Here is a 12359-nt window from a genome sequence, read left to right as displayed (position 1 = left end):
GAACTCGGCAGTACGCAAGCTCTCGAACTTCGAATCGACCGGAGCACGACATGACGAGCATCCCGCAAGAATCCGCGTTTCAGAAGAAGGCCGTCACCACCTGCCGCCCGGTGAAGGTGGCTTTCGTCGACCTGGATGGCACGATCGTGCGTGAAGGTGATGATGTGGTGCCGGAGCGGACCCGTCGAGCGGTCGCGGCGGCGGTCGCCAGGGGCATCCGGGTGGTGCCGTGCACAGGACGGTCGGCGGTAGGTGTCTTGCCGATCGCCGAGCTGCTCGGTCTGGGCAGGGCCAGCGTCTTCATCGCGTCCAACGGTGCGATTACCGCGGAGCTGACGGGGAACCGTCGCCGACCGTTCACGGTGATCCGCAAGCGGGAGTTCGATCCGTGGGCCGCGCTGACGGTGGCGATGGCCGTGGAACCGCTGGTGGCCATGGCGGTCGAGCAGGTCGGTGTCGGGTGGCGCGTGAACCAGCCCTTCCCTACGGGACGGCTGAACGGCCTGCAGCATGTCGTGCACGAGAAGGTCCTGTGGTCGCAGCCCACCACCCGGGCCGTGGTGCGCGCTCCCGGGATCGCGGCCTTCGCCCCGCAGATCGAGGGCGCCGGGTTCACCGCGACACCGGCCGCCGAAGATTGGATCGACGTGACCCAGCGGGGCCTGTCGAAGGCGAGCGCAGCGGATGCGCTGCGGCAGCGGTGGGGCATTCACCCTGATGACACGGCCGCGATCGGTGACGGCGCCAACGACGTGGGCCTGTTGCGCCAGGTGCGGCACGGGTTCGCCATGGGGAGCGCGTCCCAGCAGGTCAAGGATGCCGCGGACCACATCACCGGCTCCATTGACCACCACGGAGCGGCGGCCGCGCTGGACTCGTTGACCCTCTCCACGCGGGAGCCCCAGCTCCTGCCGACTCCTACCGGGGCGGGTGCGCGATGAGCATCTTCGAGGGCGAGGAAGACTTCACCGCCGAGACGATCCACGAGCCCGCACAGGCCTCGCGCTGGCGGGTGGGTGACCGGGTTCGGGTGATCGACGGTCCGCGCATGCTGATCGGCGCCACCGGCACCGTCGTCGAGATCGACGTCCCGGGACTCTGGACCGTGCGCGTCCGCATCCATCGCGGCGGGTTCGACCGAGCGATCCTGGCACCCGACGAACTGGAACCCGCGGACAAGGCCACGCCATGACCTGGGTCCTGATCGGATACGCCGTCGTGCTCGCCGTCCTGCTGGGCGTGCTGCGCGCCTCCCGGGTGCGGCGGTGAGACCGGCATGCCGAGCCGCATCCACCCGAACCGTCGTGGCCACCGCTTCGCCGCCGCGTCCACCACGGCACCCTTCCGCCTTCCGCCTGACGGGAGTACCGCTCATGCCCCACGCGTCCAAGCATCCGGTCGCGGTCGGCTACGCCAGCGACCGGTCCCAGCACGCCGAGGTACACGGGTACGCAGCATCCCAGGGCTACGCGCTCGTCCGCATGGTTGAGGACCCGAGCGACGCGGCCACGATCAGCCAACTCACCCAGCACGCCCGCGACGCACACGCCGACATCGTCATCCTGCCCGGCGCCGCGCTCCTGTCGGCCGCACGCACCCGGCTGGAGAAGGAACTCGCCCAGCTCCAAGCCACCTGCGTCGTGCTCGGCGCCCCGAACTCCCCCGCCCGGGCGGCGCTCGAACGCGTGCTGCCTCGGCGCGATCTCGACGCCGTGACCCGAGGCAGACACTCCCGCGACGGCCCGCCGAACGGCACCGCAGGTCACACCTGAGAACTTGCGGTCGGGCGTGCACCCCCGAAATTCCCTGCACCTCCATGCACGACGCCCGGCCGCAGGCCCGCCACCCCCGGCGGGCATCCCGGACGGGCCGGGACCGCGCCCCGGTCCCGGCCCACGCCAAGTAGATCCAGCGGGTATGACCCGCGACCAGACAGAGAGGAGAGAGCCCGCCGTAGGCTCATGCTCATGCGACTCAACCGCTTCAAGCCGTGGCTGTGGCCCATCATCGACGCGAACCTTCCCGACGGCGTCGAACGTCTCGACTGGAGTGAGACCGGCATCCGCAAGGACCCAGGCGTCGGGGACCACACCGACGGGATCGTGCTGCGCTCCCCCGCGGGCGGCGTGATGTACATGAGCGTGACCAACGCCAACTTCAAATCCAGCGGTGACAGCGTCGACGAGGAAGAACAGATCGTCGTGGGCGAGCCACCCGAGCCGGCCCCGCCGGTCGATCTGAAGATCGCCTCGGACGGCCGGATCCGGATGGCCGACCTGGAGGAATGGCTCGTAGCGGTCCTGAACAACTCCGGCAACAAGGAGATGGACCGCGTCCAGAGACTGTCCACCCGCGAAGCACCGTATGAGACACAGTTCGGGTTCTGCGTCTACTGGCACAGCCTGGAACGCACCTACTCGACGCCGTTCTACACCCTCAAGCCCGGCCAACGCCGGACGGAGGATGCCAAGTTCAAGATCTCGGAGGCGTTCTGATGAGCAAGTCCACCAAGTGCCCGTCCTGCGGCCAGCGGGTCGGGATCGTCAACGGCGCTATCGCGATGCACCAGAAGAAGGGCAGCGGATCCGGCACATGCCCCGGATCCGGCACACCCGCCTGAGACTCGCAGCCACACGCCGAACCGCCCTCTGTCCACGTCACGACGAGCAGAGGGCGGTCCCGCCGCATGCTTGCCGCCCGCTGGACCGTACTTGCCGGGGTCATCGTCGTAGATCTGCCGGGCGCCGCAGCCGTGCATGACGGTGTAATGACGTCGGCCCGCACCCTCTCGCGCGGTGCGGGCCAACGCCGTCGCGCAGCGGTCGGATCATGCCGATCAGGACTGGTTGACGCGGGCGCCGTCAGCGACGGCGCCGGACGTACCTCATGTCCCAGAGGGTCAGGGCCAGGGCCGCGAACACGAAGACGGCTCCTGCCAGCGGAACGAGGTGCGGTCCCCAGGTGGCGACGACGTAGGCGCCGAGCGCCGCACCCGAGGCGATCCCGACGTTGAACACGGCGCTGGACAGGGCGGTCGCCATCTCGGTGGCTCCTGGCGCGACCTGCATGGCGAGGTGTGCCGCCACCGGCGGGACGAAGCTGAACGTCGTCCCGAAGAGCAGCATGCCCACGATCGCGGGCCCGGGAGCGCTGCCGAACAGCTGGAGCACCAGGAGGAACACCGTCACGCCCGCCGCGCCGCCGGCGAGCGTCCACCACGGCCACCGATCCAGCACCAGGCCTGCGAGCAGCGTTCCGACCAGGCCCGCGGCGCCGCTGGCCAGCAGCAGCAACGACAGCCACCGGTCGGCGAACCCGGAGACCTCCAGCAGGAACTGGGTGATGAACGTGATCCACGCGAACGCGCCGGTGACGAGGAGGAGCGTCACCGCGAGCAGCACCACGAAGCGGCGCCGGTCGGGGTGCGTCCCCCGTGAGGTGTCGTCCCTGGCCTGCGAGGCGTCCGGCATCGTCAGCAGGATCGCCGCGCACGCCACGGCGCTGATCACCGCCATGACAAGGAAGGGCGTACGCCAGGTGGTCAGCTGCCCGAGCCACGTGCCGAAGGGGACGCCGAGCATGGGGCCGAGCGAGTTCCCGATCGTCAGGCGCGCGATCATCCTGCCCCGCACCTCGCGCGGGAACATGCTCGCGGCGGCCGGCATGACGATCGCCCAGAACAGCGCCTGCCCGAGCGCCGTCACGACCCGTGAGGCCAGCAGATCGGGATAGCCGACGGCGAACCCCGACCAGATCAGCCCCACCGCGCAGACCGCCGTCGTCCCCGCGAGGACGGCGCGGCGGCCGAACCGCCGCGTCAGGTGGGCGAGCGGCACGGTCGCGATGACAACGACGGCCGCGTACGCGGTCACGAGCAGACCCACCTGCGAGGTGGTACGCCCCAGGTCCCCGGCCATGATCGTGAGCAGACCTCCGGGGAGGTTCTCCGCCGTCACGAACATGAACGCCGACGTGGACAGTGCGATCAGCGCCACGACGGCCCGGCGCTGAAGGGCCCATTGTTCAGGGGACGACGCCGGGACGGCCGGGGGTACAAGGTTCGATCGCATCGATTCGATAGTGTGGCACACGGCCACCACCGTTTTTTCCGGCGCCCAGGCCGCCGTGGAAACGATGCCACCGCACAGAATGTCAAGTCGTGGCGGGATGCCGCCATTTGCGATGGCGGAATCTCGCCACTTTCTTCCTGACATCAGGTGAAGTAATGTGCCGCACGCAACATTCCTGAAATGGAACGGTGATTGAGTCACGGGTCGGACGCCGAGGTCTGACAGGGACTCGACGCCGACACCTCCGGCTCGGCCGGACACCCCGGTACTCGCGGGGTCGCGGTCCCGACGCGGCAGTTCGCCGCGCCAGGACCGCGACCCCTGGGTGCCGATGTGCTCCGGCCGCCTCAGGGCCGGAGGCACTCACACCCCGGAGGAATCCATGAATCCACGAATCAGTGCGGTGGGCGCTGGTGCGGCCCTGCTGCTCACGGGTGCACTCGTACCCGTCAGCGCGGTCGCCGCGCCGAGCGAGGCGGAGCTGGACCCGGCGACGCTCGCTCAGCAGCGAGAGGACGACCGTCCTGACGCGCTCGCCGACAAGCAGCGTGAGCGGAAGCAGCAGGCGGTCGAGATGGTCGCCATGGGCGAGGCGAAGGTCACGACGCGCGGCAAGGGCAGCAAGAAGTCCCGCGTCGTCAAGATCGCCCCCGGCGAGTACGTCGAGTACGGCGCCCAGGAGACCGCGCAGCTCTTCTCGATCCTGGTCGAGTTCGGCGACGGCGAGGGATCACCCCACTTCCCCGACTCCCCGGCAGGGCCGCTGCACAACGAGATCCCGGAGCCCTCCGCGAGCGACAACTCCACGTACTGGGAGAGCGACTTCACGCGCGACCACTACATGGACATGTTCTTCAACGGCGCCGAGAACGGCGAGTCGTTCCGCGGTGTCTACGAGGAGATGTCCTCGGGCCGCTTCGACCTGCAGGGCGACGTGTCCGACTGGGTCACGGTTCCCCACCGCGGGTCGTACTACGGCGCCGGCAACGCGAACGGTGACGAAACCGGCGAGACGATGACCGCGTTCATCCAGGACGCGGCCGACGCCTGGTACGAGCAGCAGATCGCCTCCGGCAAGACGCACGACGAGGTCGTGGAGTACCTCCGGTCCTTCGACGTCTGGGACCGGTACGACGTCGACGGCGACGGCATCATCAACGAGCCCGACGGCTACATCGACCACTTCCAGGCGATCCACGCCGGCGAGGGCGAGGAGGCCGGCGCCCCGCCGTGGGCCATCTGGTCGCACCGCTGGGCGGTCAACCAGGGCGGTCTCTGGGAGGACGGCCCGGCCGACTTCCCGAAGCTCGGCGGTGTCAAGATCGGTGACACCGACATCTGGATCCGTGACTACACCACCGAGCCGGAGAACGGCGGCCTCGGCGTGTTCGCGCACGAGTTCGGCCACGACCTCGGGCTCCCCGACTACTACGACACCTCCGGCGGCGAGAACGGCACCGGCTTCTGGAACCTCATGAGCTCCGGCTCGTGGCTCGGTCACGGCCACGACGACGGCTACATCGGCGGCACGCCGAACCACATGGGAGCCACCGAGAAGCTCTTCCTCGGCTGGCTGGACTACGAGACGGTCGAGGCCGACGACTCGGGCACCGTGGACCTCGGTCCCGCGTTCCACGCCACGACCCGGCCGCAGGCGGCACTCGTGAACCTGCCCGACGGCACGGAGAGCATCGAGGTGGGCGTCGACCCGATCGACGGCAACTACGCCTACTCGACCACCGGGAACAACCTGAACACGACGTTCACGTCGCCCGAGTTCGCGGTGCCCGCCGGCGGCGAGCTGAGCGCCCAGGTCAACTACGAGATCGAAGCCGGCTACGACTACGCCTTCGTCGACATCACCACGGACGGCGGAGCCACCTGGACCTCGCTGTCCACGAGCGAGTCCACCGACGACGACCCGAACGGCACCAACCCGGGCGGCGGCATCGACGGCTCCTCCGGCGGCTGGGTCGAGCTCACCGCCGACCTGTCGGAGTACGCCGGCGAGACCGCTCAGCTCCGCTTCCGGTACACCTCCGACGGCGGTGTCGCGGAGCGCGCCATCGTGGTCGATTCGGTGACGGTCGGTGACGCGCTCTTCGAGGACTTCGAGGACGCCTCCGACTGGACCGGTGACTGGCAGGTCGCCGTCGACGGCAGGTACGACGTCGACTACTCGCACTACTACCTGGCCGAGCACCGCGTCTACGGCGGTTACGACGTCACGCTCAAGGAAGGTCCGTACAACTTCGGCTGGACCGAGTCCAACCCCGACCGCGTGGAGCACTTCCCGTACCAGGACGGCCTGCTGATCTGGTACGTGAACGGCCTGTACGGCGACAACAACACCGCCCAGCACCCCGGTCACGGCCAGGCGCTCCCGGTGGACTCCGAAGCCACGCCACTGAAGTTCTCGGACGGCACGATCGCCCGCAACCGGATCCAGACGTACGACGCGACGTTCGGCAAGCACCGGAAGGACCGCCTGTCCCTGCACAGCGAACTCGGGGAATCCCCGGCGGTGCTGCGCACCCCGTGGTGGTCGCGACAGGTCAGGACGTTCGACGACAGCGACCCGTACGCCTACTACGACGAGTCCAACCCCGGCCACTCGGTGATCGTCGGCGGCACGGGCACCAGCATCGAGGTGCTCTCGCAGAACAGCCGCAACGGCCACATGACCATCGAGGTCGGCAGGTCCTGATCAGCACCATCTGATCGCCGCACGACGACGTCGGCCCGCATCCTCGACAAGAGGATGCGGGCCGACGTCGTGCGTCTTCCCGCGCATCAGCCGGCATCGCTCCGGGCCGGCTTCGTCGGCCGACACGCTCAGGGAGACGCCACCACGGCCGTCGTCGTCCGCCACTAGGCTCCGTCGTATGACACACCTGCGTTGGGGCATCCTTGCCACGGGCGGCATCGCCCACGCCTTCACCAGCGACCTGCTGGCCAATGACCTCACCGTGCAGGCCGTCGGCTCGCGCTCCGCGGACAGGGCCAAGGCCTTCGCCGACGAGTTCGGCATCCCGCACGCGCACGGCTCGTACGAGGACCTGGTGGCGGATCCCGAGGTCGACATCATCTATGTCGCCACCCCGCACCCCATGCACGCCGCCGACGCGGCGCTCGTGCTCAACGCCGGCAAGCACGTGCTGGTGGAGAAGCCGTTCGCGCTGAACCGCCGCGAGGCCGAGGCCATCGCGGAGCTCGCCGAGTCGAAGGGCCTCCTCGCGATGGAGGCGATGTGGACGCGCTACCTGCCGCACATGGTCCGCATCCGCGAGATCCTCGCCGAAGGCACTCTCGGCGAGGCCCGCACCGTCATGGCGGAGCACTGCCAGGACCTCCCCGACGACCCCGCCCACCGCATCAACGCCCTGGAGCTCGGTGGTGGATCGCTGCTCGACCTGGGCATCTACCCGATCTCGTTCGCGTGGGACGTGTTCGGCGAGCCGCTCACGGTCCAGTCGCACGCCACTTTCAAGGAGACGGGCGCGGACGCCACGATCGCGACCATCTTCGGGTACGACGGCGGCCGCCTGGCCACCACCATCTCGGCGTCGGACACCCGGGGGCCGGTCACGGCGTCGATCCTCGGGACCCACGGGCGCATCGACATCGATCCGTGGTGGTTCACGCCGACGTCGTTCCGGGTGTACGACGTCGACGGCACCGTGACCGAGGAGTTCACCAGCGAGGGCAAGGTGACCGGCCGCGGGATGCACTTCCAGGCGCTGGAGGCCGAGCGGCTGATCGCCGAGGGCAGGACGGACGGCGAGATCCTCCCGATCGCGGAGACGGTGGCGATCATGGGCACCCTTGACGAGATCCGCGCCCAGATCGGCCTCGTCTACCCGGGCGAGACCGTGGACTGACCGGTCCCGTCGCCGGCCAGGAGGATGCCGTCCTGCGGGCACCTGGCGACCCGGCGGTCGCGTCGGAGGCCGGCTGCCGGGTCGCAGTCGCGCCCGGTTCAGAGCGCCCGGTGCGTCCACTCCCCGTCGAGGAGGGTGCCCGCCACCGGCATGGTGCGAAGCGCCTCCGAGACGTCGGACGGGTCGGCGGGCTGCACCAGGTAGCCCTGGTTCGTGCCGATCCCCGGCACGTCACCGTCCAGGACGACGAGATCGGCCGGGCCGCCGTCGCGGGGCGTGACCCCGTGCCCCGCGGTCGACGCCCCGAGCGCCTGCTCCACGGTGAGCACCTGCTCGGGGTGCCAGGGCTCGCGGCCGCCGCGGGACCGGGTCACCGCGGACGCGATCGCGAACCACGGGTCGAGGCGGGCGACGGGCGCGTCGGACCCGAGCGCGAGCGGCACGCCGGCGGCGGCGAGCGTCGCCAGCGGGAACGCCCGGTCCGTGCGGTCCGGCCACAGGCCGTCCGCGACGTCACGGTCGTCCATCGCGTGCTCGGGCTGCACGCTGGCGGTCACGCGGCCGGCCGCGAAGCGTTCGACGTCGGACCACCGCACGAGCTGCGCGTGCTCGATCGAACCGCGCGCGCCCGTGATCTCGAAGGCGTCGAGCGCGAGGGCGTTGGCGCGGTCCCCGATCGCGTGGATGGCGCAAGTCAGCCCGCCGTCGGTGGCGCGCTTCATGAGCAGCTGGAGCTCCTCCGGCGGCACGTTGAGCATGCCGTGCGCGCCGGGACCGTCCGAGCCCTCGTACGGGTCGAAGCAGCAGGCGGTCCGTGAGTTCAGGGAGCCGTCGCTGATGACCTTGAGCGACCCCATCTCGACCAGCGGCCGGCCCGACGATCCCTTCGCCGGCTCTCCCCCCGGACCCCTCAGCGGGTCGCCGGTACGCAGCCCCTCGGCCAGCGCCGCGTCGAGATCCCAGTACCAGACGCCCGCGCGCACCCGCAGTCCGTCCCAGGACGGCACGCGCCGGCGCCAGGCGCCGACGTTGTCGTCCATGCCGAAGTCGACGACACCGACCACGCCCCGCGCCGCCGCGGCCTGGGCGGCGCTCTGCACGAGCCGGTCCAGCGTCGCGCCGGACGGGTGGTCGAGCTGCTCGGCGGGCAGCATCTCGTCCTCCAGGAGCAGCCCGGTCGGATGCTCGACACCCAGACGTCGCAGCCCCGCCGTGTTCACCCACGCGGAGTGGAGGTCGAAGGACAACAGCACCACCGGCACGTTCCCGACGACGTCGAGCATCTCCGCCGTCGGCGGCTCCGGCCAGGTCGCCCAGTGCAGCCCGAAGCCGACCAGCGGCTCGTCCGTTTCGGCGCCCTCGGCGGCGCGCGTGTCGAGGGCGTCCTGGACGAGCCGGACGGCATGCTCGGCGGAGGTCGCGGGGGCGACGTCGAGCCGCCGTCGGACGAGCGCCCACTGCTCCATGTGCGTGTGCGCGTCCCACAGCCCCGGCAGCACCCACCGCCCGTCCAGGTCCACGATCTCCGGCGCGCCGGCGCCGGCGCCGGCGCCGGCACCCGCCCCCGGCGCCGTGCGCCCACGGGTCGTCGCGTCGGTGGACGACGCCGGCACGACCCGCGTGATCGCACCGTCGGACACCTGGATGTCGACGAGGTGGTCCGCGCCCAGGACCCGGCCGCGGGAGAGGATCAGTCCGGTCACGAGCCCAAGGTAGACCCCGGTCGTCCCCCGCGCGTGACCGTGCGGCGTGACACCTCTCACCCTCTGGCGCACGAGGGATGACGGCAACCATCGTTACTGTTGATGGGAAACATCCGTGGACCCGATTCGAGGTCGCGGAGAACGCGCGACAACATCCCGCGCACCCGATGATCCGAAAGGTCCGCACACCATGACCCGTACCCGTGCACTCGCCACCGCCGCTGCCGCCTCGGTCGCCCTCCTGGCGCTCGGCGCGTGCTCGTCCGGCGGCTCCGGCGACGACAGCGGCCTCGGGCTCGTCTCCGGCGGCACGCTGACCGTCGCGACCGAGGGCACCTACCGCCCGTTCAGCTACCACGACGACTCGGGCGAGCTCGTGGGGTACGACGTGGAGGTGGCGGCAGCCGTCGCCGAGAAGCTCGACCTCGAGATCGAGTTCGCCGAGACCCAGTGGGACGCGATCTTCGCCGGGCTCGACGCCGGCCGGTTCGACACGATCGCCAACCAGGTCACGATCACGCCGGATCGCGAGGAGCAGTACGCATTCAGTACGCCCTACACCGTGTCGCGCGGGGCGGTCGTCGTCACGGAGGACAACGACGACATCAACTCGTTCGCCGACCTGGCGGGGAAGACGACGGCGCAGTCGCTGACGAGCAACTGGCGCGACCTCGCGGAGGAGTCCGGCGCGGAGATCGAGAACGTCGAGGGCTGGGCACAGTCCATCTCGCTGCTGCGGGACGGACGGGTGGACGCCACGATCAACGACACGCTCACCTACCTCGACTACGTCAACGAGAACGGGGAGTCCGGGCTGAAGATCGCGGCGGAGACGGACGAGGCCTCCGAGTCGGCGTTCGTGGTGACGCCGGAGCACGAGGCGCTCGCCGAGGAGATCACCGGGGCGCTCGAGGAGCTGCGCGCGGAGGGCACGCTCGCCGAACTGAGCGAGAAGTACTTCGGCGACGACGTCTCCGAGTAAGTGGACTGGCAACTCGCGCGGGACGCGTTCTGGCCGATCCTGTCCGGAGGGCTGACCGGAACGATCCCGCTGACGCTGATCTCGTTCGCGATCGGCCTGGTGATCGCGCTGTTCGTGGCGCTGCTGCGGCTGTCGCCGAACGTGATCCTGGCCTGGATCGGCACGGCCTACGTCTCGGTCATCCGCGGCACGCCGTTGCTGGTGCAGCTCTTCATCGTGTTCTACGGCCTGCCCAATCTGGGTATCGTCATCGACCCGTGGCCGAGCGCCATCGTGGCGTTCTCGCTGAACGTCGGTGGCTACGCCGCGGAGATCGTGCGGGCCGCGATCCTCTCCGTGCCGCGCGGGCAGTGGGAGGCGGGGTACACGGTCGGCATGGGGACCGCGCGGACCCTGCGCCGGATCGTGCTGCCCCAGGCGGCGCGGGTGTCGGTGCCGCCGCTGTCGAACACGTTCATCTCGCTGGTCAAGGACACGTCGCTGGCCTCGACCATCCTGGTGACCGAGGAGTTCCGCAAGGCGCAGGAGATCGCCGCGGCGAACCCCGACCAGGTCATCTTGCTCTACCTGGAGGCGGCGCTGATCTACTGGATGTTCTGCACCGTCCTCGCGGCCGGGCAGAGCGCGCTCGAGAAGAGGCTGGACCGCTATGTCGCCCACTGACGGAACAGGTGCCGGGCCGGGCCGGCCCGGCGATGTGCTGGAGCCCCGTGCCGACGCGAAGCCCGGGACGCCCTTGCTCACCGTGCGCGGCTTGCACAAGTCGTTCGGGGACAACCACGTGCTGCGGGGCATCGACCTCGACGTGCGCCGGGGCAGCGTCACCGCGTTGATCGGGCCCTCGGGCTCCGGCAAGACGACGCTGCTGCGCTCGCTCAACGGCCTGGCGATGCCCGACGCCGGGACCATCACCGCCGCTCCGTCCCCTCGGCAGGTGCGGGACGGCGAGGCGGGGACCCGGATGGGGGCCCAGGAGGCGCGCCCGGAACGCCGCGACGGCGACCCGCTCGTGCTCGACTTCTCCCGGAAGGTCACCAACCGGCAGCGGTTCGCTCTCCGCGACCGCTCGGCGATGGTGTTCCAGCAGCACAACCTCTTCCCGCACCGCACCGTGCTGCAGAACGTCATCGAAGGGCCCGTTCAGGTGCAGCGCGTGCCGCGGGTCCAGGCCGTCGAGCGCGCCACGGCACTGCTGGAGCGCGTCGGGCTGGCCGAGAAGCGGGACGCCTACCCGCACGAGCTGTCCGGTGGGCAGCAGCAGCGGGTCGGTATCGTCCGGGCGCTCGCGTTGCGGCCCGAACTGCTGCTGTTCGACGAGCCGACGTCGGCCCTCGATCCCGAGCTCGTCGGCGAGGTGCTGGCGGTGATGAAGGAGCTCGCGGACGAGGGCTGGACGATGGTGGTGGTCACCCACGAACTGCAGTTCGCCCGCGCGGTGGCTGACGAGGTGCTGTTCCTCGACGAGGGACTCGTCGTCGAGCGCGGGGCCCCGGAACGGATGTTCCAGGAGCCGCGGAAGGACCGCACGCAGCGCTTCCTGCGCCGGCTGCTGCACCCGATGGAGTGACAAATCCGGCGGAAGCATGCCCGTGACCGGGCGAGATTGAGAACTTCACCCACCCTGAGCGGGTGAAGTTCCATGATTTTCGTGTCGCATGGCCGGATTACCTGGTGAGGTTGGGGATGCTAGGACCACGGACCCACACGATGCGAGATTGCGCCC

The 12359-nt window shown here is 70.1% G+C and carries 12 protein-coding genes; 10 read left to right on the top strand and 2 right to left on the bottom strand.

All coding sequences use genetic code 11. The features are described 5' to 3' along the window. Nucleotides 1–50: 50 nt before the first annotated feature. The 5 genes from ACYVK5_RS03030 to ACYVK5_RS03010 all read left to right on the top strand — a co-directional run bounded on the left by ACYVK5_RS03030 (nt 51) and on the right by ACYVK5_RS03010 (nt 2620). A complete protein-coding gene (locus ACYVK5_RS03030; protein ID WP_460701813.1) occupies nt 51–941 on the top strand; it encodes an HAD family hydrolase in 891 nt (296 codons plus the stop codon). Then, nucleotides 938–1192: a hypothetical protein gene (locus ACYVK5_RS03025; RefSeq protein ID WP_460701812.1), complete on the top strand. Its 255-nt coding sequence runs from the start codon at nt 938–940 to the stop codon at nt 1190–1192. The genes ACYVK5_RS03030 and ACYVK5_RS03025 overlap by 4 nt, the downstream gene beginning before the upstream one ends. Before the next feature lie 181 nt (nt 1193–1373). Beyond that, nucleotides 1374–1772, top strand: coding sequence for a hypothetical protein (locus tag ACYVK5_RS03020; protein WP_460701811.1), 399 nt, complete (start codon nt 1374–1376; stop codon nt 1770–1772). Nucleotides 1773–1967: 195 nt separating this feature from the next. After that, a complete protein-coding gene (locus ACYVK5_RS03015; protein WP_460701810.1) occupies nt 1968–2495 on the top strand; it encodes a hypothetical protein in 528 nt (175 codons plus the stop codon). Beyond that, nucleotides 2495–2620 carry a hypothetical protein gene (locus ACYVK5_RS03010; RefSeq protein WP_460701809.1) on the top strand — a complete coding sequence of 42 codons (126 nt, stop codon included), beginning with the start codon at nt 2495–2497 and terminating at the stop codon, nt 2618–2620. The genes ACYVK5_RS03015 and ACYVK5_RS03010 overlap by 1 nt, the downstream gene beginning before the upstream one ends. Before the next feature lie 241 nt (nt 2621–2861). Here ACYVK5_RS03010 and ACYVK5_RS03005 read toward each other — a convergent pair whose 3' ends face one another. Further along, the gene (locus ACYVK5_RS03005; protein WP_460701808.1) at nt 2862–4070 is read right to left on the bottom strand and encodes an MFS transporter; all 1209 of its coding nucleotides are present in this window, start codon (nt 4068–4070) and stop codon (nt 2862–2864) included. Between the two features lie 382 nt (nt 4071–4452). Between ACYVK5_RS03005 and ACYVK5_RS03000 the strand changes: the two genes are divergently transcribed. Together ACYVK5_RS03000 and ACYVK5_RS02995 are read left to right on the top strand one after the other, a co-directional pair. Continuing rightward, nucleotides 4453–6777 (top strand): immune inhibitor A domain-containing protein, encoded by a 2325-nt coding sequence (locus tag ACYVK5_RS03000; protein ID WP_460701807.1) that lies wholly within the window; start codon nt 4453–4455, stop codon nt 6775–6777. A gap of 178 nt (nt 6778–6955) precedes the next feature. Next, on the top strand, nt 6956–7951 hold the full coding sequence (locus ACYVK5_RS02995; RefSeq protein WP_460701806.1) for a Gfo/Idh/MocA family protein: 996 nt from the start codon (nt 6956–6958) through the stop codon (nt 7949–7951). 98 nt (nt 7952–8049) lie between these two features. On the opposite strand, the gene ACYVK5_RS02990 is transcribed toward ACYVK5_RS02995, so the two are convergent. Continuing rightward, on the bottom strand, nt 8050–9654 hold the full coding sequence (locus ACYVK5_RS02990) for an amidohydrolase (protein ID WP_460701805.1): 1605 nt from the start codon (nt 9652–9654) through the stop codon (nt 8050–8052). A gap of 190 nt (nt 9655–9844) precedes the next feature. Between ACYVK5_RS02990 and ACYVK5_RS02985 the strand changes: the two genes are divergently transcribed. The 3 genes from ACYVK5_RS02985 to ACYVK5_RS02975 are packed head-to-tail and all read left to right on the top strand — an operon-like array spanning nt 9845 to nt 12203. After that, the gene (locus ACYVK5_RS02985; protein ID WP_460701804.1) at nt 9845–10636 is read left to right on the top strand and encodes an amino acid ABC transporter substrate-binding protein; all 792 of its coding nucleotides are present in this window, start codon (nt 9845–9847) and stop codon (nt 10634–10636) included. After that, nucleotides 10637–11299, top strand: coding sequence for an amino acid ABC transporter permease (locus ACYVK5_RS02980; RefSeq protein ID WP_460701803.1), 663 nt, complete (start codon nt 10637–10639; stop codon nt 11297–11299). It begins immediately after the preceding gene. Further along, a complete protein-coding gene (locus tag ACYVK5_RS02975) occupies nt 11286–12203 on the top strand; it encodes an amino acid ABC transporter ATP-binding protein (protein WP_460701802.1) in 918 nt (305 codons plus the stop codon). The genes ACYVK5_RS02980 and ACYVK5_RS02975 overlap by 14 nt, the downstream gene beginning before the upstream one ends. The last annotated feature ends 156 nt before the right edge of the window (nt 12204–12359 follow it).

The sequence above is a fragment of the Myceligenerans halotolerans genome (genome assembly GCF_054782975.1).
Note: the sequence above shows the minus strand (reverse complement) of the source record. Positions and strands in the feature narration are given on the sequence as shown.